Consider the following 23,636-nt stretch of genomic DNA (forward strand, 5'->3'; position numbering starts at 1 on the left):
ATTGACTATTGACTATTGACTATTGACTATTGACTATTGACTATTGACTATTGACCAATTAATTCACCCTTTCCCACAGCCGTTGCATTTCTGTAATCATCTCAGCAGTGGGAGGTGGTAAAGCTTGCACAGATGGTTTCACTTCAGCACCAGGAATATTCTGATTCCAAGGACTTTTAGGCACAGATTTTAAATCAACAGCATTATTCACCGGACGGAAACCATACTCAACTAATATTGCTTGCTGTGTTGGTTGCGTCACAAAGTCGATAAACTTCTTGGCTGCATTCGCCGTTCCTGAGTCAACATCTCGGCGAACAATTGCGGCTGTGGCTGTAGATTCAATGGATGGGTTTAAATAATATATTTGATAAGGTCTACCGTTATTTGTACTTGACTGTTGCCAACGATAAAGGGCGACACTTTCATATACTGTAGCTACATCAGCATCATTAGAACCTCTGGTAATGAATTCCTGCAACAGAATATCTGTAGACCGGGGTGGCTGATAAACTGATTTTTTCACTAAACCAAACAACGACTGCACAGATGGATTATTAAAACTATTACTGTTAACTTTTGTGCCTAATTTTGATTGTGTCCACAGATTTAAAGTCACCTGACCACTGTTAGAACGAGTGGGGTCTGTGGTGACAAAATCAAAGCTACCCCAGTCTTTATTCCCACCGATTTTTTCCCAGTTACTAGCTAGCATGGCTTGTTCGACTTTTTGCCATTGGAAGCGTCCATCAGGAAAGAGGACTTGACCACGTTCAGGCCAAGCAATACCCACTAATATGGTTTTGGCGATGGGTCGGGGAGAGTCGTAAAATGGGGCAGTATTGTCAATGGCGCGCAGGCGATCGCTTAATTCTGTTAAAATTTCTCCATTGGCTGGAATTAACACCGCAGGTTTAAAATCATTTTTCTGGTCAACAAATTTGTTAACCATATCTTGAGAACCTTGAAACTTTAGTTCTAATTGAATATTCGGATTTTCCTGCTCAAATTTTGTTTCTAGTTTTTGTAATGGTTCTTGTAATTCTGTACCACTGACAATAATGACAGTTTGCTGTAAAGCAGGAATAGGGGCATAAGTTAAAATTAATGATGCAACAATAATCCCGGCTGATGTATAAACTTGGGAAGACTTTGACTTTTTCTTAGCCATAAAGTGACTTTTTATCCCGGTTTTTGAATATTATTTACTTACTAACAGTTCTAGATTTTCTGACAGGCTATTAAGCTCATCAGTCAGTAATATCATGGCATTAATTTGCTCAGACTCATGTAAATCTGAGGCGCGTAATTTTGTCTGTAATCGCTGCAATAAACCCGCAGAATCCTGAATTAAAGTCGAAATATTAATGAATCTAGCAAGGCGAGTATCTTCACCTTCTTTAGCTAATTTGATATTACGTCGCAGACTATCTGCAAGTTGCTGCCAATGTTGTTTAGCGACACCGGAACTAGATAGCAGTTTTTGTTTAACTTCCTGTAATTGCTTCTGGAGTGATTCAACTGAAAGTAGAGAATTATTCCCGTTGATATTCCATACTAAAGTATCAATTTTACCTGGAAGTGCAACAGCGCGATCGCAATTCGTTTCCAGTCCTGCCAAAAGTTCTATTTGAAAAGAATCTGTGAGTAATTTTTTAGCCTCTAAACGCAAGTCATTGGCCTGATTTGCCAAAGCCAAAGCCGACACTTTCACAGAATTGATTTCCCTTTCCAACTCTGGATTATCTAATGTTAAAGATGGCAACTCACGTGATTTTAAAAAACTAGCCCCAATCATAGTAATACCCGCCGCCACAGGTAACATAACTGGACTTGGCAAGCTTCCCAAACGCACACCCACAAATAAACTCACCCCCCCAACCAAAACAGCCACCGGATAATCAAGCGGATTTACTAACTTCAACATAAAATCAACCTCAAAAACACTCCGCGTAACTCTGCGCCTACCTCAGCACCCCTCCGCGTTTAAAACTCCACCTGTAAATCAGACATCAACCGCGAAATCGTCTCCGGGTCGCCTTTAGAATAATAACCTCCATTCAACTCAGCAATCTTCTTTAAAGCATCAGGATTAAACTCCCCTTCCTCACCATAACCAACGGTAAAAAAGCCAATTCTTTGGTCAGTAGAAAAACCACTTTTTTGCAACTCTGCTGATAGATTATCCAAAGATATTTTTGAACCAGAATCTTCCCCATCAGTTAATATCAAAACTGCATTAATCGCACCTTCACGACGATTTTTTTGTAACCAATTCCGCGCTTGGATAGCAGCATCATATAACTTTGTCCCGCCATCAGCCCGAAGACCACTGATAAACTGCACACCGCGATCGCGTCCTTGGGGAGTACCATCTACTAAGACAGGCTCTCTAATTTCTGAGTCAAAATCTATTAAAGCAATTTGCTCTTTTTTGCCCAAGTTCTTAATATAATTTTGCAAAGTATTTTGGACTGCTGGTAACTTATTACCCTCCATTGACCCTGAAGAATCCACCACAACCACCACCAAAGATGGTTTTTTAGAAGCCTCCTGCCAAGATTTCAACATTGCATCTACTACCTCTGGTTTTGGTGGACGCAAAGAATCGTACTTAGCTTGGGCTACCACACCAAACTCAGGAGAGAACTTTGCACCTAAAGCTACTCCTGGGGTTCCTGGTCGCAGACCTAAATCTGGGGCAATTTTCTGAGTATCAGGCGATCGCCAATAAGTGATAAACTTCTCTGCACCAGCCTTCTCATCAGCACTCACCCAAGGCGCATTCGGCACAATTGCTCGCATATTAGAAGTAAACGTTGTTTTGGGGTAAACTGCCTGATAACGCTCCTGTCCTGGTTGCAAGCTGGAATTGGCAGCAATCACACTCGATTCATACACCGACCCCACAGAAGCCCAAAACGGCCCGTTTTTCACCATCGCTTGGGCAAGAGAATTTGTAGAAACGCCGTAACGAGTAATCTTACTTTGGATTTGCTGAATTTGCGGCTGAAAGGTCTGGACATCAGCAATGGTTAATTCTTCAGGACGCTTACCAGACACACTAGTATACTGTGCTACTAAAGTTTGCAATCCCGAATTAGAACGAGTCGGTGCAGTGTGGACGTAATTAACCGTTAACGATGGTGAGGAGGGGTCTATATCGCGGTGAGTTTTCGCTGTCACCAAAGCCTTATAAGCATCAGGTACTTTCTGCAAACCTCCAGCCACATCCGCCTGTGCCATAAATACCATTGGACTATTAGCCAGCAATGGCGCATCAGTAATTTCCGGAATGTAATTTTGCCCAGGAAAAACTTGGTTGATTCGGTAAATTAACTGGCTGTGATATATATCTCCATCCAGGGAAATTATTGTGGGAAAATCTGCCCCATCAGCTTGTAAAGTGCCGTTCTTTAGTTGAGTGGTCAATCCTAGCAACTTAGTAACAACATCACCGCTACCTTGCGCCTCACATTCCACCCGTAAAGCATTACCATTATCTAACTTAGGTTGCGTTGCATTAAAATTTTTTGCAGCTTGGTTACAAAAATCCCCCAAGGCGCTGCCAACTAAAACTTTGATCTTTAAACCCGTAAAATTATCTGTTGAGTTGGAGTTACTGCTACAAGCGGTTAGTAACAGGACACCCAAAACTGCTACAAGGCGTGTATTTAACCAAGACCCTTTGAGAATCATGTATTTATCCCAGCAAGTCGTTTATTTAAAATCTCTGCACTATCCAACTATTAGCCATACATTTATTAACACAATATTAGTGTCTGATTACACCAATACCTATCACAACCACAAATCCTTACCAGACGATTCCTGAAAACTTGCAAAACAAATTAATGAACGCTCAGGAAAAAATACATCATATTTGTGTGATAATCAGAACTCGTCAGTATTATTCCCCATCAAGACAGACTTCTTTAGGGTTAAGAAATTAAAATTTTGTTAAAAACCACTAAAAGCCGATGGGGAAACCGATGTTGTTTTGCCTTTATGGCAAGATAGAATACATAGGCCTTACTTAACTACAGGGAATGTCTTATGGCTCTCCGTCTTGGTGATACAGTACCCAACTTTACACAAGCCTCAACACACGGCGATATAGATTTTTATGAATGGGCTGGTGACAGCTGGGTTGTGCTGTTTTCTCACCCTGCTGACTATACTCCAGTTTGCACAACAGAATTAGGAACAGTTGCCAAACTGAAACCAGAATTTGACAAACGCAATGTGAAAGCGATCGCTCTCAGCGTTGATGATGTAGAATCTCACAAAGGCTGGGTAGGCGACATCGAAGAAACTCAAAGCACCACCCTTAATTACCCCATTTTGGCAGACGCAGATCGTAAAGTTTCTGACCTTTACGACATGATTCACCCCAACGCTAACGCAGCAGTAACAGTGCGTTCTGTGTTTGTAATTGATCCCAGCAAAAAACTGCGTCTCACCTTCACCTATCCTCCCAGCACTGGACGTAACTTTGATGAGCTGTTGCGGGTAATTGATTCCTTACAACTCACCGATAACTACAGCGTAGCCACCCCAGCAGACTGGAAAGATGGCGACAAGGTTGTTATCGTCCCCTCCCTCAAAGACCCTGAAGTCTTGAAAGAAAAATTCCCCAAAGGTTACGAAGTAGTCAAACCCTATTTGCGGTTAACTCCTCAACCTAACAAATAATGAGTGCTGAGTTTTGAGTGCTGAGTGAGAATCATTACTCAGCACCAAGTAAATAAATTTTTAATTCAGTTTGTGTACAAGACGCAAAGAACAGTTTATCTTTGCGTTCTTTTGTATTTAGATGAAAATGAAAAATTAAGCCAGCTTTTAAAATATGATTCTGCCATCACCTTTAATTCTACAAATTCCGTCATCGATGCCAATGACAGATAAACAATTATTTGATTTCTGTCAGGTAAATTCTCATTTACGCATTGAAAAAGATAGATTTGGACACCTATCAATTATGTCGGCTATTGATGAGAAGATAGGGAATCTTAGTGGAAGTATCTTGGAGCAATTGCGTGATTGGTCGCAACAACATAATGCAGGTGTAATCTTTGATGACAATACAAGATTTAAGTTATCATCAGGTGCAAATAGATTACCTTATGCTGCTTGGATGAAATTAGAAAGGTGGAATACACTTTCGTCAGCACCAAAAGAATGGTTTATTTCTACTTGTCCTGATTTTGTAGTTGAAATTAGATTTATTAACCAAAACCTGCAATTAATTCAAGAAAAAATGACAGAATATATGCAGGAATCAGAGATAAAATTAGGTTGGTTAATCGACCTTCAGCATCGCCAAGTATATATTTATTATCCTGACAAACTAGAAGAATGTTTAGAAAATCCTGTGACAGTGAGCGCAGATCCAGTTTTACCAGGATTTGTTTTACATACTTCTGGTATTTGGTTATTATCTTAATCGGTTAATAATTGTTGTGATATTACAAGCAATATAACCAATTGCTAAAGGTGATTTATCATTTAAAAGTAATAGAATTTGTTGGAAATTTTGTACGAAATTTGCCCCATAAATCTGCCAGAGTTTTTCTTGTAGTTGATGCAAAATGCGATCGCCTACAATATCATCACTACCAGGACGCAATAACCAATGGGTTCGCAGAACTTTAAAATCAGCGATATCTTGACTCTGCATCACCTGAATTATCTCTTGAGTCGCACGTTCTACTAATTCATCAGTGACAATTTTCATCACCAGTGGCTGTAAAGTAAAAGCTGGTGCATCACTACAAATCCATTTTTCTAAAAGTGATCGCCGCTCCAAGCTGACAATAGCATCTAAAATTGTAGCTGGATCGAGAGAAATAAGTAAATGAGTTTGCAAGCGGCTAAAAGAAATTGGTTGTTGCCAGATTGCTAACCAATAGAGAATATCTTGTTCTAAATCACGCAGTTGCTCAAACTGTTGTTTGAGGATAGCACGCAAGCGATCGCCAATCACTATCGTATTTTGACTTAGAAAAGCCGCAATATTCCCGCCAAACACCGACTGAATCAATGGCGTAACTAGTTTGAGTGCCAAAGGATTGCCGCGATAAAGTTGAATCAACGGTGATAGTCCGATTTCTTTACCTGTGAATTGGGGACTAGGGACTGGGGACTGGGGACTGGGAAGAGAAGTTTTGACTACTGATTGTTGAGCCTGTAATAGTTTGATGGCATCATCTTTTGGTAATCCTGTTAACGTGAGACTGCGAACTGTTTTAGTATTTGAGTCAATAATATTTGGTTGTTCTCGACTGGTGAGGATAATGCAACTTTGATGATGAGCGCAGCTTAATTGCTGGATAAATTGATGATAGTGTTTTTCTGACTCATCTAACCCATCTAGAATCAACAAACACCGACGCTGTTGCAGATGGTGGATGAGTTTTGCGGTAGCTTGGGGAATATCATCAACCGGAGTTTGCTTAAAGGTATGGAGGAGTCTATCTAACAGGGAAACGAGGGACGGTGTAAAGTGAAGGGTTTTCCAGATTAAACCATCAAATTTTAACTGAATGCGGTCAGCTAAAGCCAGAGCCAGAGACGTTTTGCCAATGCCAGCAATCCCTGTAATGATGATTAGTTTACAGCGATGGGCTACGCCCCGCCTTTGGCTATCGCCTACAATCCATTCTTCTAACTGAGTTAATTCTTGATTACGTCCATAAAAGCTTTCAACATCAGGTGCTTCATCCCAGTCGAGGTATTGTGTAGAAGTTTCCTCAAAGTCTGCGTTAGAAATTTCTGCGATACTTTGCCAATCATTAATGCCAACAGCCTGACAGATAGCGATGAAAATTTCTTGTTGAATGCGATCGCCTTGCCAAAATCGCCGTAAAGTAGCTCTAGAAGTGTGAGCATCTTGCCACCAACGCGCCGTACTAGTTTTCGTCCAGCCAAGACGTTTTCGCGCCTTGTCCACAATTACCAGTCCAGTTGTTGATGCTTTGAGCGAGTTTGACATATATCGGTTAACTGAGCAAATCGTCTCTATTTTGGCTTAACAGAAACGCTGGAATAATAGTAACTTTATTCAGTCTTCAGTCCAGAACATACTTTTGTAGACTGAGACAGTAACCACATTGATTATTAGCCTGTGTGCGGATTCGCGCTTTGACTTCCTCTGGAATTTGGCTCATTAGCTTAAAGGTTCAATTAACCCGCGTTTGACAGCTTCACTGAGCGCAGTTGCTTTCCGTAAGAGTCCTTCTTGATAAATCTGCATCAAAGTTTGTAATTCTATACGCTCATCTTCTGTAATAGTACCTGCTTGTTGACAATCCAGTAGTTCACTCAATCGAGCATCCTGTTCAGCTTCCATTTGTAGTTCCGTCAACGCTAAAACTTGTTCATTGGAGAGAACTGAAACAGGTTCTAGGCTGTTAACTTCTGCTCTCACAGGAGGAATTGACAGTTGAATTGTATCTGCCAAAACACTGGCAATATCACGATTTGCTAGTCGTGCAAAGCGTTCGGCGCGTTGGTAAATCTCATCAGGCAATGTAATGGTGATTTTGGTACTCATAACAGTCAGATGAATATTCTTATTTAATTTTTACCTGCGATCGCCTCTTTATTATAAAAACTGAATGCGTTCACGTAGTGTACCGTAGGTAATCGCCTTGCCAAAATCGCCGTAAAGTAGCTCTAGAAGTGTGAGCATCTTGCCACCAACGCGCCGTACTAGTTTTCGTCCAACCAAGACGTTTTCGCGCCTTGTCTACAATTCCCAGTCCAGTTGTTGATGCTTTGAGCGAGTTTGACATATATCTGTTAACTGAGCAGATCGTCTCTATTTTGGCTTAAAGAGAGCTGTTGTAATATCTGACTCACAGACAATACAGGAATCGAAGCACCCGCAAATTTAGTATCACGGGTTACAATTGCATCTAAATTTTGAGCGATCGCACAAGCAATTTGTACAGCATCTTCAAAATCTGTAATACCAGAAATTAGAGCAGCTTCAAGAGTGGAACGATCAACTAGACAAATCTCCATAGTAGTCATGATCATTGAGATTGCGTGTCTTGCACGCTCAATACTTTGGGTTTGTCTTTTAGCAACGTAGAATATATCAGTTAAAGTTGTTGCTGTCACATAACCAACAATTTCTCCAGAATTGATTGCTTGAAACAATCTTTCTACATCTGAAAAGAATGGATTTCTTTCTAGTAGAAAATCTAAAATAATATTCGTATCAACTAATACTTTCATTGTAGATATTTTTCTACTAGACGTTGTTCTAACATGGCTTTCACTTCAGTATCTGTAGGTGCAGGCTGATCCGTTTTGAGAAATCCACGCATTTGGTTAATTACATTTGTTCGTTCTACACGTGAACGTAAATTTCCTTTAAGAGAACTACCAGGAATAACAGGTAACTCAGGTAACTGCCTTTGTTCTAAATTATCGCTGTGTTCACGCTGGAGTGATTCAATAATTAGAGAGATGAGAGTGAGGCGATCGCTTGTTGATAATTTATCAATCTGTTCTTTGAGTTCTTGCAAAGTCATATAGTGAGTTTGACTAAAGTTGATAAATTCATTCTAATAAAAATACAAAAATCTGAAGTGCTAACAGTGTTTGCTAGTCATATAAATCAATAAAATAGTTATGTAGAGATAAATCCAGCCATGAGCATCGTTATTCCTGATGAAATTTTAGCTGCAACTCGCATGACTGATGCTGAACTGAAACAAGAAATTGCAGTAATGCTGTTTCAGAAAGATAAACTTACCCTTGCTCAAGCCAGTCGTTTGGCAGGGATGAACCGCATTGCATTTCAGCATTTGCTTGCCAGTCGTCAAATTCCAGTTCACTATGGTGTAGATGATTTTGAACAAGACATCAAAAACTTGCAGGATATGGGCAGGTTATGATTATTGTTAGTGATACTTCACCGATCAACAATCTTGCAGCCATGAATAATTTGCTAAGTTAATCTTTTAATGAATGGAGCAGTAACTTGGGACGTGCCGCTTTCACCGCAGGATACCAATCAGGATAATTGACAAATATATAATGTTCATATTCATACCAATTCATTTCACTCTTTTCTTGATTACAATCTCGGCAAATTACCCAGAGGTTGTGAAAATTCATTGATAACCAAGGATATTGCGATCGCGGTAACTTATGATCAATGGTTTTACCACCCTTTACTGAGTAATGCTGCTCACAGATGGGACAGTAACTATCTGAATTCTCCGTCACCCAATCTCTACTTTCTTGGGTAGTTCCACACTCATAATCACCATCGACATAACGCCAGTAATCAAATTCTCTGTATTTTTCAAAGTCTTGATGTGTAAGTTTGTGATAACGCTTATTACCAATCTGATTGGCTAAAGAAAATAATTCTCTAAGACCTTTATTTTCTAGATTCATAAGATTTAATTAATACCCTTTAGTTCTATAGTATTTTCGATGATTTCTATTATTCTTTGAACCTTGGTAATTATTACTAAAATCAATAAACTCTATTTCTGTGTCAGGAAACTGATTATCTATAGCTTCTGCAATTGCATTTACTTCTACAGCTAACTGTTGATTAAAATTATTAATTTCTTGAAAAGTTTGATATTTATTACCTATCCGATCAGCTTCTAAGAATAATTCTTCCAGTGTTAAATCATTTAAATGACACTCTTGTAAGCGTTCTGCAATTTTTTCATAAAGAGCAATTACATGATTCCATCCAATATTTTTATAGTTGTTCTCCTTTAACCATATTTGGTCTTTCTTATGCAGTTTTAGTCTATTGTTAGAATTATTGACTTGAATCAATCGATAACTCATACCCTGGTATTTTCTTTTATTTTTAGCCATAAGACAAATTGCCTAGCCAAGTGTAGATTTAAACATATGGATTAAAGCTTTCCGAATTTCACTGTCTTCATACTGGAGAAGTTGTTTGATATTCATAGTCAGCTTGAGTTTGATTCCATCTATGATATTTTTCAAATCTTTATTATCTTTTTGTAATTGTTGATTAGCTTTAACTAACTCATTATTTTGAGCGTTTGCATTTTGAAGTTGAGTCTCTAACACTTTATTTGTGTTAGATAGATGTTGAATTTGGGTTGCATATTTTTCTTGTTCCTTTTGGTAAGACTGATTTAATCCGTTGATTTTAGCTGTATATTCGTGATGAGTTATTTCAATCTCTTTATTTTTCTTTGTTACCATACCTTTCTGAGCAGCTTGGAGCCGTTGGCGATTAATGAGTTCTGTACCCGCAAAACGTGAAGTAGCTCGCCGAATAGTAATTTCATCAGGATTGGTTTTAAAGTCAATCAATTCCAACGCTCGCATAGCATCTGCTTTTGTCCATCCCTCGTTTTCCAGTAGATTAATCGCTTGTGACTTATTCACGGTTTTTGAGGAGTTTTAGTAAAATAAATTACATTCTTTTAAATACATATTACCCATGTAGTTGAGTTAAAATAACAATTTCAGTCTGTTATCGAAAAATATCATTTGACACTGAGCATCGACTGAACACAAAACTGAGCATATCTGCCGAGTAAACGCTCCTACGCTAGAGACATGACATCAAAGCGTGAGGTAACTTATATGACTCAAACCATAGAACGCCAAGCTGGTGGCTTATATGTTCAAACTCCTGAACAACAGCAAATTGCTTTCCCCCTCAAGCACACTGAGGTACAAGCCAAAATTGCGGGGAATATTTCACGGGTGGAAGTTACCCAAAGTTTTGAAAATCCTTTTACAACTACTTTAGAAGCTGTTTATATTTTCCCGTTACCGGATGAGGCGGCTGTTGATGATATGCTGATTCGGATTGGTGACAAGACTATTAAAGGTAGTATTAAAAAACGCCAAGAAGCACAGCAAATCTACGAGCAAGCCAAGCAGCAAGGACGCACCGCCGGACTGTTGGAACAAGAACGGGACAATATTTTTACTCAATCTCTCGCCAACATTCAACCGGGTGAGCAAATTGATGTGATTATTCGCTACTCTGAAAGTTTGAAATTTACTACGGGTAATTATGAGTTTGTTTTCCCGATGGTGGTTGCTCCCCGTTATATTCCAGGGATACCGATTGAGGGAAATGCAGGCGGTGTAGGTTCGGCTACTGCACCGATGACGCAAAATCAAGATACAGATATAGTTCCCGATAGTTCACGGTTGAATGCACCTATCTTACCATCGGGTATGCGATCGCCCCATGATATTAATGTCACGGTAGAAATTGATGCAGGGGTTGAGGTGCAAAATGTCCAGTCTCCTTCTCACCAAATTCAGATAAGTTATGCAGAAAAGCGGGTGTTGGTGAAGTTGGCGGGTGGGGATACTATTCCGAATAAAGATTTGATTTTACGCTATCAAGTAGCTGGCGAATCTACCCAAGCTACGATACTCAACCAAGCTGATGAACGGGGTGGACATTTTGCACTATATCTAATTCCTGCACTCCAGTATCGTCAGAATCAGGTGGTTCCTAAAGATGTGGTGTTTCTCATTGATACTTCTGGTTCACAAATGGGTGCGCCATTGATGCAGTGTCAAGAGTTGATGCGCCGCTTTATTAATGGACTTAATCCTGATGACACTTTTAGTATTATTGATTTCTCTGATACGACTCGGCAATTATCGCCTGTTCCTCTGGCTAATAATTCTCAAAATCGCACACGCGCCATCAATTATATTAACCAATTGACAGCTAATGGTGGGACGGAGATGTTACGGGGGATTCGTGCTGTGTTGAATTTCCCAGTTACAGATTCTGGACGGTTGCGGAGTATTGTATTGTTGACGGATGGTTATATTGGCAATGAAAACCAAATTCTTGCAGAGGTGAAACAACATCTGCAACCAGGAAACCGCCTCTATAGTTTTGGTGCAGGTAGTTCTGTTAATCGTTTTCTACTCAACCGCATTGCAGAATTAGGAAGGGGTATATCTCACATTATTCGCCACGATGAACCAACGGATGAGGTAGTCGATAAATTCTACCGTCAAATTAATAATCCAGTTTTGACTAACATTAATTTGCAATGGGAAGGCGATGGTGATGCGCCAATTATCTATCCTGCTACGCCACCAGATTTGTTTGCGGAACAGCCGTTAGTTTTATTTGGTAAAAAGCCTGATGGGCGTGGGGGAAAACTCCACATTACGGGAATTGTTGCGGGTGGTACACGTTATCAGCATACCTTTAACTTGGACTTTGAGGAAACAGGAAACCCCGCTATTGCTCAACTTTGGGGACGTTCCCGGATTAAGGAATTGATGAATCTTATGGTGAGTGGTGACACTAAGTTGGGTGTGGAAGCGGTGACAGATACAGCTTTGACTTATCAACTGTTGTCGCAATATACAGCTTTTGTGGCGGTGAGTGATGATGTGCGAGTTAATCCGCGTCAGGGTTCAGTTTCTGTGCAAGTACCTGTGGAAATGGCTGAAGGTATTAGTTATCAAGGTATTTTTGGGAGTGTTGTTACTGCTGTTGCGCCTCCTCCCATGATGGCAAATATGGTGTCTCCTGCGCCTGAGTTTTTGCAACGTAAGCGGAGAGTAGAATCTCCAGGCGCACCGGAAGCGGTGATGTCTTCTCCTGTACCACCGCCAAAAATGTCACAAGCTGAAGAACGGTATCATTTTGCTGATGAAAGTCTTGAGGATGAAGAAACCTTTTTAGGGGAAATTGCACCTGTCCAACATCTAGAGGTTGTAAATGTAACGGGATTAAATGAGCAGATGATTGCACTGCTGAATCAGTATTTAGAATCTATCCCATTGCATACAGCTTACAGTGGTGATTTAGTGTTTGAGTTGCAGATAAGTAAGGGACGAGTCAGACAGGTGTTGTTAGATGAGCAGGCTTCTAGTTTTAAGGAACAGTCTGTAATTGATATTATCAGGCGATCGCTCATCTCTTGGCAACCCCCTCAAATGCTCACAGCTACCGTGTCTTTAACACTACGCTTGCAAGCATAATACAAAATTAACCGGGTTCATCCCGGTTTTTTCTTCCCCTACACCCCCACACCCCTATACCCCTATTTCTTATTAGACAACACCGTATAAGCTTCATTAAACAAACGCATTTTCTCCTGCGCTTGTTTCTGCATTTGGGGTTGATTAATAAATAAATCTGGATGCCATTTTTTGACTAAAGTTTTATAAGCTTGTTTCACATCAGCAAAAGTAGCATCTTGTGGCAATCCTAAAATCTTATAAGCGTGAGCAATTTTATCTTTTTCTGTTTGGCTTTGGGGTGATTTAGGTACTTGGGTATTTTGATTTGGCTGCTGCTGACTATTTTGAGAACTAGGAGAACCCATTTGGTCTTTCATTCGTGCTATTTCCTCATCCATTTCCCAGTTGCGAAACTTGGCTTCTAACTCTGCGGGATTGGGTGAAGGGGTAGTTTTTGGTGGTGGTGAATAAACTTGCTGCTTTGGCGGTTCAACTTTTTTTTCAGCAGTTTTAGCTGTATTTTCCTGTCGTGGTGGAGTATAAGTAGTTTGGGGTGGACGAGTATATATACGTTGCTGTTGTTGCCAAGATTTTTGTTGAGTTTGAGTAACTTTTGGTGTTTCTATATAAGGTTGATAGTTAGAAGAAATTTTGAATTTTTCTAACTCACTCAGTAATTGATTAAAACCCTGTTGCCATTGTTGTAACTCTACACGTTTTTGAGTAATTTCCTGTGGTTCTTGAGTAACCTTAAAGCAAATTACCTTTTCCGCTTGGCGTTCATATTCAGCTAAGATTGATAAACCTTGATGGCTGAGATGAGAAAAATATTCTTCCGTTGCAGCTATACAAAGTTTAGCAACCTGTTGATGATAGGATTCCTTAGCTATTTGGTCATCTTGCTTTTGGACATTTTTGTTGAGTAAATAGGAAACGCTACCAACCACAGCCGCACCAACAGGCCCGCCTAATAACCAACCTATACCACCACCGACAGCAATTGAACCGGGTTCACTCCAGGTATCATCACTATCAGATTTAGGCGGTATGGTAATAGTTGGTTCGTTAGGTAAAGGAATTGATAAATCTTCTGGTCGTTCTTCTTGGAAAAATTCGTATGCTTGATAGAGCCACTTCACTACAGCTATTTGTAACTCATTCAAGTCTTTTTTAAGATTGTTTGTTTGCCAAGATTTAAAGTTATTTTCTGCTAAAGCAACAGCAGCATCAGCTTGATATTTGGCGAGTAATTTAGGTAAAGCTAGCCAATCACCTAACTCAGTAATACTAGCGGAAAAACCCTGCCCAATTAAGTCTTGTGCCTTTTGTTTGATGGCAATTTTAGCATTGTATTTGTCATCAAAAACCTTAAACTCATGAGCAATAGGATCAATTTTATTTTTTAATAATAATTGAATTTGGGATGCGATCGCCTGCACTCTCGGCAACCTCACACTACCCCGATTTTGTTGTAAGATACCCACAACATTTTGCAAAGCTGTTTCAAACGCCGCTAAACCGCTACTACTAGCCGCCCCTACATCACCCTTTAACCTGGCGCGTAAAGCGGGTAAAGCATCAACCCGATATAAATTACTGAATCCTGGCGGTAACTCAGCCCGGAAACTTTCTGCAACAAACCTGAGCCGATTTTGTACCTGTTGTTGTTCCTCCGGTTCCAGTAAATTAAGAAAATTAGCCACAAAAATAACTGTTTTAATCCCCCTATCCAATAACCAATCCCGCAAATTTTCCCGTTCACCCAAAGTCATCAACTTGCGCGCATCTAGTAATTGCACAACTAAATCTGCACTCAATAATTGTTTCTTAACTAAATTATCTTGCTCCTCCCTATCATTAGTCCCTGGTAAATCAACAAACTCAACACCAGTTTCTAAAAACGGATGGGGACAAAAAACCTCAACAGATGCCACATCCCGGCGCATCTGTCTATTACCATCAAGAATAGCAAACTGCTGTAAAACTTCCGTACCACTGCGATAGACTTCTGTACCGTCTACCAACATAATACGCGATCGCACACTAGAACCATACTTAACCGTAATAGCCGCCCCTGTAGTAGGAATCAAATCAATCGGTAAAGCACGACTACCCAAAACCGCATTTAACAAAGTAGACTTACCATGATTAAAAGGGCCAAAAACCGCAATCCGAAAATTAGGATTCTCCAAATAACCACAGATGGACACCACATCCTGATGTAACTGAGAAGTCCGTTCCAACTCCAACAACCCAGACGCAGACTTCAACACCTCAACTAAACTCCCATAACCAGCATACTGCTCCATACAACCCCCTCCTCAATAAAAACAAAGAGAGAAGAAAAACTCCCCTCTCCTCTTACATCTCTGCGCCAACCTCAGCGCCCCTCTGCGTTAAAAATCCCCTCTTCAGCCATAGTAAGCCAACAAATTACCATAAGCAGCCTCAATATTTTGCAATTGAGTAATCACATCCTCCTGCAAACTCTTAAACCTTTTCAACTCACCCTCCCGATTAATCTCCCGTGTTTCCTTCTGCTTCAGTAAATTATCCAACTCCGACTTCCGAGCAGTAATATCATCATTAATGCGCTTACTCACTTCCCTTTCATAAGCATCAAAACATTCCTTCACCGCATCATATACAGTTGGCGATTGTTCATGGGCTACCTGCGGTAAATATTTAACCAACTCCTTCTTAGCAGTTTTTACTAACTCCTTCCGCGCTTGGTCTGCTTGTAAAAAACCTACACCCAAACCAAGTAAAGCAAATCCGATGGGGCCGAGAAGTACCCCTGTAACGGCTGTAATAATCCCCCCAATTCCAACTACAGTAAAGTAATTTAACAAAATATTTTTCCAATCAAAACCAGCACCAGCCAACGCCACACCCGCTAAGTTTCCGCGAGACAAAGATAACAATCCCATCGCCCATTTTGCCCAACTAGGAGATTTATCATCTTCTGTGGTAGTTGTAGGACTAACCGTAACTTTTTGTCCCGTGAGTTTTTCGGTGATTTGGTCTGTAACTTGGCTGTAAGATGCACCATATTGAGATGCACTGCGAGAAAGTTCTTTAAACGCCACATTAATATCTTTTTCGGCGGTCAAAGTCCACGCCGCAAACTTATCAGTAATGTATTGCTCAAAAGCTTTTTGTAGTGCAGCGTTAAAAACTTCCCGCTTACCATTACTTAAAAAATCAAACAAATTTAACTCTGGTTGATAACGTAAAAAATCAGTTTCAAAAGTATTACCCAAATTTAAAACATAGCTGCGGAAAGATTCTGAAACTTTGCGCGCTTGAGTATCCCTAGTAGTGAAAATTTCTTTTTGAAATTGGTCACGAATATTGTTTAGTTTGGTAAACTCTGGTTCAACAGAATCAATTCGTTTTTTTAATTCATCAACATCTTTGTCTAGTAACGGTAAGCGTCTGCCAATTGCTTCGCGGGTATGGTTGACGGCTTGTCTGGCTAATGTTCTAGCTTGTCGTAGTTCTGCGATCGCCCGTTCTTTGGTAAGAAATGTATTTAGGGAACCCATAAACTCAGAAAAACCAGTTCCAGTTAAATCTGCTTGGGAATCCTTCAACCGTCGCCGCAATGCTTGAATTGATGACAGTTCAAACACCCTCTCATCATAAATATTTTGACCATCTACATAACAATATTCTGTTAAATTCGCCTTAAATACTTGTCTTAGCCTATCTTCTGACGCTTTTAATTCCTCCGCATCATCAGGATCAATTAATGATTCCTTTACTTGATCCCAAGCATTAATTAAGAAGAAAACTGATAAACCCCGACCTTTGATATAATTTTCTAAATAACGACGCTCTCCTAAAGTACAAGGTTGGGAAGCTCGCATGACAAATAAAATTGCATGACAGTTATTGACATATCCCAAAGATAATTCGTTACGCGCTTCTGTGTCATTTAACCCAGGACTATCAACAATTTCAATACCCTTTTCTAGTAAACTTAAAGGATATTCCACAACTGCATAATCAACATCAGGAAAAGCTGATTTTTTCTCTTGCTCTAACTTCTTCGCTTCTGCCGGGTCAATAGTATATTTATATTTAAAGGTGGGAAAATCTAATGTTTGTGGGCTTTTGCCATCATTAAAATAAATTGTAACTTTTTTTTCTGCTCCGTAGCGTAGTACTGTTAAAACTGCGGTACAGGGGTTAACATCACTTGGTAATAAATTCTCTCCAATCAAGGCATTAAGAAATGTACTCTTACCCCGCTTCATATCGCCTAAAACCAATAGGCGAAACACTCCTTTTTTTAGATTATTACTTGCTACAGAAATATCTTCTAAATCTCTTTCTAAACTCAGCTTACCTGATGATGTATCTCCAGCTAATTCAGCTTGATTAATTGTGTCAGATAATTTTTGTAAAGAGATGGCAATTTTAGAACGCACTTGAGAAACACGTTCTAAATCCTGAATAAATTTATCAGTTGCTACTTGATTAACCACAATAATTACACCTTAGTTAAGAATTATTTTTTTTGAGATACAAAAAATAGCTGATAAGATACCCATCCTAAAGTTGCAATAATAATTAACCCAGCTAAAGCTGAAGCAATCCTCACTGCAACTAACGCCGCTACACCCAAAGCAAACAACTTTGCACCCAGAATTACTTTTTTCATCCAAGGTTTTTGTTCTGGTTGGTGCTTAACTGTTTTATGAAAAGTTGCATTATTAGGAGAAATTTGCTGTTTTATTTCTCTTAACCGCAATTCTACTTCCTTCTCCCGCAGTATCCGTTCCCGTTGTTCCAGTTCTTGATGGCGATCGTTTGGAAATGTCATTGATGTCCACCCCGGCTAGGACGTTAATGATAATGTTTGCACTTACATTAACACTGTATATTAACGTACGTAATTCATTAATTACCTCAGTAAAATAACTAAGATTTTAAACTCACGTACCTCTATTAAGAAACGATATGATAGGGTTCTTTAGTATAAATTATTCTGAGTATATTTAGATTTTTTTGTTTGTGGTAAAGCTTTTAATCCTTATTTTGAAGACTAAAATCTTCACTATAAAATTAAAATAATATGCCAGTTGCGTAAGCAACACATCATGAGGTAAAGAAGAAGACGCAATGAATCGCGTCTTTACAGGATTTTTTTAAACACCCCTACACTCCTACACCCCTATACCCAACCTGGGTACGTAAATTCTAAAAACCTTGAGTTTCTAAATAGTGCAGAATTTGACTAACGCATTCTTCAACAGTGAATTGATCTGTTTGACAGATAATCTCTGGATTAGTTGGTTCTTCGTAAGGATCAGAAATACCAGTAAAATTTTTAATTTCTCCCGTTCTGGCTTTAGCGTAAAGTCCTTTCACATCACGGGATTCGCAAACTGCTAAGGAAGCTCGAACGTAAATTTCAATAAAATTAGTAGTTGTTTGTTTTAGTTCTTCTCGAACTTGACGATAGGGACTAATCACAGCAGCGATCACTATTATGCCATTACGACTGAGTAAATTAGCCACAAAGCCAATGCGCCGCATATTTATATCTCTATCTTGCTTACTAAAGCCTAGCCCTTGAGAAAGATGAGTGCGAACAATATCACCATCTAGCAATTCTGTTGGGTAATTTCGCTTTTGCAGTTCTTGAGCCACATTTTGAGCTATGGTTGTTTTTCCTGCACCACTTAGCCCTGTGAGCCAAAGAATTGCACCTCGTTGTTTCATGTAAAACTAAATATTTAATCAGTAACTATACTTTACATTTTAGTAACCAATTTTATTGCACTGCGTATGTCAGTTGTTAGTCGCCAGTTGTCAGTTGTGAAAATGATCTGGTTTAATACCGCAACTTCTAGCAACTGGCTTTTACATATTTTTGCCACTGACCACTGACACTCGCGCTATTGTACTATAGTTTTAGCTTCTAGGCAAAGCTACACCTTGACGCAAAGTACGCTTACGCTCACTTTTGCGAATACCTCCAGCCATTTGATACTCATGGCTATTATTACCAAACTTATAAGCAACACCACGCAAAATTTTCTCAGAAAAATCTGCTAAATCCTTTTCATTTTCAATAATTTGGGTTAACAACACATCAATAGTGGAAAGAGTAGTATTGTATGTTTCTAGAGATTTTCGCAGGGTTTCAATTTTTTCAGTATAAGATTTAACTGTCAATCCTTCTCCAACATCAAGTATGGGACTGATGGATTTAATACTTGCTAGACGGACTTCTGCTTTATCGAGCGTGCGTGAATTGCGTTTATGTCTTGCCATAATTAATACTTGATCTGCAAATTTCTCATAACTCTATGGTGGACAATTATTAAAAAATTTGTCATACGTAAAATTGTTGATTTTTATTAAAAAATTTAAATTTAAGTGATTTACAGTAGCATTTATGATTTATTGCCAAAATCAAGCCCTACTATTTTGCAAAAACGTAGTTTACTTCAGTAAAAATAGGCGTAATACTATTACATCAATATCTTGACAGCTATAGATTTTGCGTAGGAGTTGAGCAAAAGTAAAGGCGGAAGCTTTTGCAGACTGCGCGTAACACGGAAACGTTAAGGCGGAAGCTACTACAAAGAAAGCGGAAGCTGTTGCAAATGGGGCGAAATACGGAAATGTCAAGGCGGAAACTATTACACAAAAAGCGGAAGCTGTTGCAGATGGCGCGGAATACGGAAACGTCAAGGCGGAAGCTACTACAGGGAAGTTAGAAGTTGTTGCAAGGACAGGCTAACAACTGAGTGCGATCGCTCTAGTAGTTACCCCAAAGAGCGATCGCACCACTAACAACTAAGGGCTAAAAACTGATCCCACAATGACTAGAATGGTTGCAGTGTTTTAGCTTTGCTACACCAATACAATATTTGTAGAATCAATCACAGCCCGATTAGAGAGAGTGGCAATTTGAACCTGACGGCTAGAGCCTGTACCATCAACATCAAAGAAAAGTGCGCCAGTGGACTGATTGTAAATAAAGCGACTGTTTTCATTTTGAGCCACGGTACCCAAAACAAACTGAGTTGGCAGCAGAACACCAGCAACTAATCCTCCACCAAAACCCGCCGCATCAACGCGAATCTTGTCATCAGTAACACTAAAGTCTGTAATAGTGTCAATGCCGTCGCTAAGTGGTGAAGAGAAATCAAAGATATCTTTTCCGTTTCCACCAGTCAGGTTATCGTTACCAGCACCACCGACTAAAATATCATCTCCATCATTGCCAGTGAGTTTATCATTGCCCCCAAAACCAGAAATCGTATCGTTACCAGCACCACCAGAGACATTATCGCTACCGATGCCGCCAATAAAGGTATCATTACCGCCATTCAAATCAACAATTGCATTTTGGTAACTACCCAACAGTGTCACCACATCATCACCATCTTGAGCAGTATTACTGACTGGCTCATCTCCTTTCAAGTTGATAAAGAACTGACTGCTATTCATAGTGACAGTAATGATATCACTGCCATAACCTCCGGTAATCTTACCGTCAGAACGGGGGGCAGTGCCGGGATTAGTATCATTATCCCAATTGGCAGCAAAGGTAATGTTAATGGTATCGTTGCCTGTACCACCATGCGCCCCTAAAATGCCGTCTGGATCAATGATCACATCATCACCATCACCACCAAATATCCGATCAAATCTGCCATTACCAGCATCAATAGTGTCATTTCCCCCTAGACCTTCTATGTAATCATTGCCACCAAAGCCATTGATAATATCGGCGTTGGGAGTGCCAGAAAGGAAATTATCGTTATCATCGCCGTTGATGATGTTAGAGCCTTTGACTGTTAAAGTCACAATATCTGTGACTGTAGCTCCTTGGCTATCACTGGCTGTGATTTTGATATTGAAAATCCCAACATCATTAATGGTGGGTGTACCGCTAAAGGTACGGGTGTTGGGGTTAAATTGTAGCCAACTAGGTAACGCGGCATCATTGTCGAGGGTAGCACTATAGGTGAGGGTATCCCCAGCATCAACATCAGCAAAAGTATCTACTGGTATGACAAAGTTAAAGGATTGATTGGCTGTAGCGGTTTGGTCGGCAATTGCATTTGCTAAAGTGGGTGCATCGTTTACGCCGTTGATGGTGACGACAACATCTTGGCTGGCTGTGCCGTCAATAGATTGTACGGTGAAGGTTTCGGTTTTGGTTGCTCCTGCACCCAGGAATTGCACTGCACTGTTAGCAACGGTGTAATTCCAAGTGCCAGTCTCAGCGATGGTGAGGCTGCCTAAGTTATTTGTGCCTGTGACAGTGGTGTTAAATTTGTTTTCACCAGTATCGACATCATCAATGATTAATGCGCCTGTGGTTGTGAGATTGGGTGTGCTGGCATCTTCCGTGACTGATGCTGTGGCTGTACCTGTGATGGTGGCTGCATCATTTACCCCGGTAATTGTGACGACAATATCTTGGCTGGCTGTGCCGTCAAAAGATTTGACTGTGAAGGTTTCAGTTTTGGTTACACCTGCACCCAAAAATTGCATCGCACTGTTGGCAACGATGTAATTCCAACGTCCACTTTCGGAGATAGTAAAACTACCGAGATTGCCACTTGCTGAGGTGACAGTGGTGTTAAATTTGTTTTCACCAGTATCGACATCATTAACAGTTAAAAAACCATTAGTGCCTATCAGGTTAGTTACGCTGCCATCTTCGGTGACTGCACCTGTGGTTGCACCTGTGATGGTGGCGGTATCATTTACCCCGGTAATTGTGACGACAACATTTTGGCTGGCAGTACCGTCAACAGATTGCACAGTGAAGGTTTCGGTTTTGGTTTGGCCTGCACCCAGAGATTGCACTGCACTATTAGCAACGGTGTAAGTCCAACTTCCAGTCTCGATGATGGTCAGGCTACCAATATTGCGACGATCTGAGATGACAGTGGTGTTAAATTTGTTCTCTCCAGTATCAACATCAGCAACAGTTAATGAGCCAGTAGCTGTGAGGTTGGTTGTGCTGCTATCTTCGGTGACTGCACCTGTGGCTATTATACTTGTAATGGTAGCAGTATCATTCACCCCAATAATCGTGATAGTGGCAGTGGCACTGGCTGTACCATTGTTACCATCGCTGATGGTGTAGTTGAAGGAAATTTTGGCAGTAGCATCCTGAGCTAAATAATCGTAGCCATCAGTTAGGCTAGCAGTGCCATTGGTGGGGTCAAAGGTAAAAAAGCCGTTGGCGTTCACCCTGAGTTTACCATTGCCCAGGTTAATTTGAGTACCAACATTAGCAGCACTGCCGTTGACTTGAGTTACCGTCAGGCGGTCGCCATCGGGGTCTGTGTCGCGGGTGGTGGGGTTGGCAGCCAGGACGTTGCCGTTGAGGATGGTGTCTTCATCGGTGCTGACGGCATCGTTGACGGCAACAGGCGGGTAGTTGGGGATGTTGTAGAAGTACTTGAGCGTGCCGTTCTGTTCCCCAACAATGGCATCCAAGTCGCCATCGTCATCGATGTCGGCTAAGGTGGGAGTGATAAAGAATCCCACATCAATGCCATTGAAGGGGTTGGCTGTGCCTGTTTGCACTGTGTAGACTGGGTTGGTGGCACTGCCCGTGTTCTTGTAGTACTTGAGCGTGCCTTCCCCTTCCCCAACGATTGTATCCAAATCGCCATCGCCATCGATGTCGGCTAAGGTGGGAGTGCTGAACGATCCTACGTCAATGCCATTTAAGGGGTTGGCTGTGCCGATTTGCACTGTGTAGACTGGGTTGGTGGCAGAGCCTGTGTTTTTGTAGTACTTGAGCGTGCCGTCCCGTTCCCCAACGATCGCATCCAAGTCGCCATCGCCATCGATGTCGGCTAAGGTGGGAGTGATAAAGAATCCCACATCAATGCCATTGAAGGGGTTGGCTGTGCCTGTTTGCACTGTGTAGACTGGGTTGGTGGCACTGCCCGTGTTCTTGTAGTACTTGAGCGTGCCTTCCCCTTCCCCAACGATCGCATCCAAGTCGCCATCGCCATCGATGTCAGCTAAGGTGGGAGTACTGCCAAACCCCACATCAATGCCATTGAAGGGGTTGGCTGTGCCTGTTTGCTCTGTGTAGACTGGGTTGGTGGCAGAGCCTGTGTTTTTGTAGTACTTGAGCGTGCCGTCCCCTCCCCCAACGATCAAATCCTTGTCGCCATCGCCATCGATGTCGGCTGAGGTGGGAGTGCTGTAAGACCCTACATCAATGCCATTGAAGGGGTTGGCTGTGTCGGTGGCGGCGATGAAGGTAAACGGCTCTGGTGGCGTGTTGTTCTTGTAGTAGTTGAGCGTGCCGTACCCTCCCCCAACGATCAAATCCTTGTCGCCATCGCCATCGATGTCGGCAAAAGTGGGAGTGATGTAAGCCCCCACATTAATGCCATTAAAGGGGTTGGCTGTGCCTGTTTGCACTGTGTAGACTGGGTTGGTGGCAGAGCCTGTGTTTTTGTAGTACTTGAGCGTGCCGTCCCCTTCCCCAACGATTGTATCCAAATCGCCATCGCCATCGATGTCGGCTAAGGTGGGAGTGCTGAACGATCCTACGTCAATGCCATTTAAGGGGTTGGCTGTGCCGATTTGCACTGTGTAGACTGGGTTGGTGGCAGAGCCTGTGTTTTTGTAGTACTTGAGCGTGCCGTCCC

General features: G+C 40.9%; 21 protein-coding genes. 4 read left to right on the forward strand and 17 right to left on the reverse strand.

Features of this window, described 5'->3' with window-relative positions:
- Window positions 1–58: 58 nt before the first annotated feature.
- The 3 genes from ACM5QX_RS27240 to ACM5QX_RS27250 are packed head-to-tail and all read right to left on the reverse strand — an operon-like array spanning window position 59 to window position 3,699.
- Complete coding sequence (locus tag ACM5QX_RS27240; protein WP_414756366.1) at window positions 59–1,171, reverse strand: substrate-binding domain-containing protein; 1,113 nt, start codon at window positions 1,169–1,171, stop codon at window positions 59–61.
- A gap of 30 nt (window positions 1,172–1,201) precedes the next feature.
- The gene (locus ACM5QX_RS27245; RefSeq protein WP_414756367.1) at window positions 1,202–1,927 is read right to left on the reverse strand and encodes a hypothetical protein; all 726 of its coding nucleotides are present in this window, start codon (window positions 1,925–1,927) and stop codon (window positions 1,202–1,204) included.
- 59 nt (window positions 1,928–1,986) lie between these two features.
- Window positions 1,987–3,699 carry an extracellular solute-binding protein gene (locus ACM5QX_RS27250; protein WP_414756368.1) on the reverse strand — a complete coding sequence of 571 codons (1,713 nt, stop codon included), beginning with the start codon at window positions 3,697–3,699 and terminating at the stop codon, window positions 1,987–1,989.
- 357 nt (window positions 3,700–4,056) lie between these two features.
- Here ACM5QX_RS27250 and ACM5QX_RS27255 point away from each other — a divergent pair, with 357 nt between their 5' ends.
- Together ACM5QX_RS27255 and ACM5QX_RS27260 are read left to right on the forward strand one after the other, a co-directional pair.
- Window positions 4,057–4,695, forward strand: a complete 639-nt coding sequence (locus ACM5QX_RS27255; protein WP_414756369.1) for a peroxiredoxin — start codon at window positions 4,057–4,059, stop codon at window positions 4,693–4,695.
- 157 nt (window positions 4,696–4,852) lie between these two features.
- Window positions 4,853–5,446 carry a Uma2 family endonuclease gene (locus tag ACM5QX_RS27260; RefSeq protein ID WP_414756385.1) on the forward strand — a complete coding sequence of 198 codons (594 nt, stop codon included), beginning with the start codon at window positions 4,853–4,855 and terminating at the stop codon, window positions 5,444–5,446.
- Here ACM5QX_RS27260 and ACM5QX_RS27265 read toward each other — a convergent pair.
- The 5 genes from ACM5QX_RS27265 to ACM5QX_RS27285 all read right to left on the reverse strand — a co-directional run bounded on the left by ACM5QX_RS27265 (window position 5,438) and on the right by ACM5QX_RS27285 (window position 8,543).
- Window positions 5,438–6,994, reverse strand: a complete 1,557-nt coding sequence (locus ACM5QX_RS27265; RefSeq protein ID WP_414756370.1) for an NB-ARC domain-containing protein — start codon at window positions 6,992–6,994, stop codon at window positions 5,438–5,440. The two genes, ACM5QX_RS27260 and ACM5QX_RS27265, sit on opposite strands and share 9 nt — an antisense overlap.
- Window positions 6,995–7,168: 174 nt before the next feature.
- Window positions 7,169–7,555 (reverse strand): hypothetical protein, encoded by a 387-nt coding sequence (locus ACM5QX_RS27270; protein WP_414756371.1) that lies wholly within the window; start codon window positions 7,553–7,555, stop codon window positions 7,169–7,171.
- A gap of 70 nt (window positions 7,556–7,625) precedes the next feature.
- Window positions 7,626–7,796 (reverse strand): hypothetical protein, encoded by a 171-nt coding sequence (locus tag ACM5QX_RS27275; RefSeq protein ID WP_414756372.1) that lies wholly within the window; start codon window positions 7,794–7,796, stop codon window positions 7,626–7,628.
- Window positions 7,797–7,803: 7 nt separating this feature from the next.
- Window positions 7,804–8,244, reverse strand: coding sequence for a PIN domain-containing protein (locus tag ACM5QX_RS27280; protein ID WP_414756373.1), 441 nt, complete (start codon window positions 8,242–8,244; stop codon window positions 7,804–7,806).
- Window positions 8,241–8,543, reverse strand: a complete 303-nt coding sequence (locus ACM5QX_RS27285; protein WP_414756374.1) for an RAMP superfamily CRISPR-associated protein — start codon at window positions 8,541–8,543, stop codon at window positions 8,241–8,243. Before ACM5QX_RS27285 ends, ACM5QX_RS27280 begins: the two co-directional genes overlap by 4 nt.
- Before the next feature lie 120 nt (window positions 8,544–8,663).
- On the opposite strand from ACM5QX_RS27285, the gene ACM5QX_RS27290 reads away from it, so the two are divergent.
- Complete coding sequence (locus tag ACM5QX_RS27290) at window positions 8,664–8,909, forward strand: UPF0175 family protein (RefSeq protein WP_011318184.1); 246 nt, start codon at window positions 8,664–8,666, stop codon at window positions 8,907–8,909.
- A gap of 58 nt (window positions 8,910–8,967) precedes the next feature.
- Here the strand turns inward: ACM5QX_RS27290 and ACM5QX_RS27295 are convergent, their stop codons facing one another.
- From ACM5QX_RS27295 to ACM5QX_RS27305, 3 genes are read right to left on the reverse strand one after another with little or no spacing between them, the layout of a single operon-like run.
- Window positions 8,968–9,417, reverse strand: a complete 450-nt coding sequence (locus ACM5QX_RS27295; RefSeq protein ID WP_414756375.1) for an HNH endonuclease — start codon at window positions 9,415–9,417, stop codon at window positions 8,968–8,970.
- A 9-nt stretch (window positions 9,418–9,426) separates the two neighbouring features.
- Window positions 9,427–9,858, reverse strand: coding sequence for a hypothetical protein (locus tag ACM5QX_RS27300; RefSeq protein ID WP_414756376.1), 432 nt, complete (start codon window positions 9,856–9,858; stop codon window positions 9,427–9,429).
- A 12-nt stretch (window positions 9,859–9,870) separates the two neighbouring features.
- Window positions 9,871–10,404: a hypothetical protein gene (locus tag ACM5QX_RS27305; protein ID WP_414756377.1), complete on the reverse strand. Its 534-nt coding sequence runs from the start codon at window positions 10,402–10,404 to the stop codon at window positions 9,871–9,873.
- Between the two features lie 201 nt (window positions 10,405–10,605).
- Between ACM5QX_RS27305 and ACM5QX_RS27310 the strand changes: the two genes are divergently transcribed.
- Complete coding sequence (locus ACM5QX_RS27310) at window positions 10,606–12,996, forward strand: VIT domain-containing protein (protein WP_414756378.1); 2,391 nt, start codon at window positions 10,606–10,608, stop codon at window positions 12,994–12,996.
- Between the two features lie 62 nt (window positions 12,997–13,058).
- Here the strand turns inward: ACM5QX_RS27310 and ACM5QX_RS27315 are convergent, their stop codons facing one another.
- The 6 genes from ACM5QX_RS27315 to ACM5QX_RS27340 form a co-directional block, all read right to left on the reverse strand.
- Window positions 13,059–15,287: a dynamin family protein gene (locus ACM5QX_RS27315; RefSeq protein WP_414756379.1), complete on the reverse strand. Its 2,229-nt coding sequence runs from the start codon at window positions 15,285–15,287 to the stop codon at window positions 13,059–13,061.
- 102 nt (window positions 15,288–15,389) lie between these two features.
- The gene (locus ACM5QX_RS27320) at window positions 15,390–17,471 is read right to left on the reverse strand and encodes a dynamin family protein (RefSeq protein WP_414756380.1); all 2,082 of its coding nucleotides are present in this window, start codon (window positions 17,469–17,471) and stop codon (window positions 15,390–15,392) included.
- Between the two features lie 23 nt (window positions 17,472–17,494).
- The gene (locus tag ACM5QX_RS27325) at window positions 17,495–17,809 is read right to left on the reverse strand and encodes a hypothetical protein (RefSeq protein ID WP_414756381.1); all 315 of its coding nucleotides are present in this window, start codon (window positions 17,807–17,809) and stop codon (window positions 17,495–17,497) included.
- Window positions 17,810–18,186: 377 nt separating this feature from the next.
- Window positions 18,187–18,711, reverse strand: coding sequence for an adenylyl-sulfate kinase (gene cysC / locus ACM5QX_RS27330; RefSeq protein WP_414756382.1), 525 nt, complete (start codon window positions 18,709–18,711; stop codon window positions 18,187–18,189).
- Between the two features lie 192 nt (window positions 18,712–18,903).
- On the reverse strand, window positions 18,904–19,266 hold the full coding sequence (locus ACM5QX_RS27335; protein WP_414756383.1) for a hypothetical protein: 363 nt from the start codon (window positions 19,264–19,266) through the stop codon (window positions 18,904–18,906).
- A gap of 585 nt (window positions 19,267–19,851) precedes the next feature.
- Window positions 19,852–23,636, reverse strand: a 3,785-nt coding sequence (locus tag ACM5QX_RS27340; protein WP_414756384.1) for a VCBS domain-containing protein, incomplete at its 5' end; no start/stop codon positions are given.

Source organism: Anabaena sp. CCY 9910, from assembly GCF_963920875.1.
GTDB lineage: Bacteria > Cyanobacteriota > Cyanobacteriia > Cyanobacteriales > Nostocaceae > Trichormus > Trichormus variabilis.

Excerpts from the sequence above, each read along its gene's own strand:
- ACM5QX_RS27250 (WP_414756368.1), bottom strand. The coding sequence starts at position 3,699 with ATGATTCTCAAAGGGTCTTGGTTAAATACACGCCTTGTAGCAGTTTTG.
- ACM5QX_RS27290 (WP_011318184.1), top strand. The coding sequence starts at position 8,664 with ATGAGCATCGTTATTCCTGATGAAATTTTAGCTGCAACTCGCATGACT.
- ACM5QX_RS27270 (WP_414756371.1), bottom strand. The coding sequence starts at position 7,555 with ATGAGTACCAAAATCACCATTACATTGCCTGATGAGATTTACCAACGC.
- ACM5QX_RS27240 (WP_414756366.1), bottom strand. The coding sequence starts at position 1,171 with ATGGCTAAGAAAAAGTCAAAGTCTTCCCAAGTTTATACATCAGCCGGG.
- ACM5QX_RS27280 (WP_414756373.1), bottom strand. The coding sequence starts at position 8,244 with ATGAAAGTATTAGTTGATACGAATATTATTTTAGATTTTCTACTAGAA.
- ACM5QX_RS27315 (WP_414756379.1), bottom strand. The coding sequence starts at position 15,287 with ATGGAGCAGTATGCTGGTTATGGGAGTTTAGTTGAGGTGTTGAAGTCT.
- ACM5QX_RS27255 (WP_414756369.1), top strand. The coding sequence starts at position 4,057 with ATGGCTCTCCGTCTTGGTGATACAGTACCCAACTTTACACAAGCCTCA.
- ACM5QX_RS27265 (WP_414756370.1), bottom strand. The coding sequence starts at position 6,994 with ATGTCAAACTCGCTCAAAGCATCAACAACTGGACTGGTAATTGTGGAC.
- ACM5QX_RS27245 (WP_414756367.1), bottom strand. The coding sequence starts at position 1,927 with ATGTTGAAGTTAGTAAATCCGCTTGATTATCCGGTGGCTGTTTTGGTT.
- ACM5QX_RS27295 (WP_414756375.1), bottom strand. The coding sequence starts at position 9,417 with ATGAATCTAGAAAATAAAGGTCTTAGAGAATTATTTTCTTTAGCCAAT.
- ACM5QX_RS27285 (WP_414756374.1), bottom strand. The coding sequence starts at position 8,543 with ATGACTTTGCAAGAACTCAAAGAACAGATTGATAAATTATCAACAAGC.
- ACM5QX_RS27300 (WP_414756376.1), bottom strand. The coding sequence starts at position 9,858 with ATGGCTAAAAATAAAAGAAAATACCAGGGTATGAGTTATCGATTGATT.
- cysC (WP_414756382.1), bottom strand. The coding sequence starts at position 18,711 with ATGAAACAACGAGGTGCAATTCTTTGGCTCACAGGGCTAAGTGGTGCA.
- ACM5QX_RS27310 (WP_414756378.1), top strand. The coding sequence starts at position 10,606 with ATGACTCAAACCATAGAACGCCAAGCTGGTGGCTTATATGTTCAAACT.
- ACM5QX_RS27325 (WP_414756381.1), bottom strand. The coding sequence starts at position 17,809 with ATGACATTTCCAAACGATCGCCATCAAGAACTGGAACAACGGGAACGG.
- ACM5QX_RS27275 (WP_414756372.1), bottom strand. The coding sequence starts at position 7,796 with ATGTCAAACTCGCTCAAAGCATCAACAACTGGACTGGGAATTGTAGAC.
- ACM5QX_RS27335 (WP_414756383.1), bottom strand. The coding sequence starts at position 19,266 with ATGGCAAGACATAAACGCAATTCACGCACGCTCGATAAAGCAGAAGTC.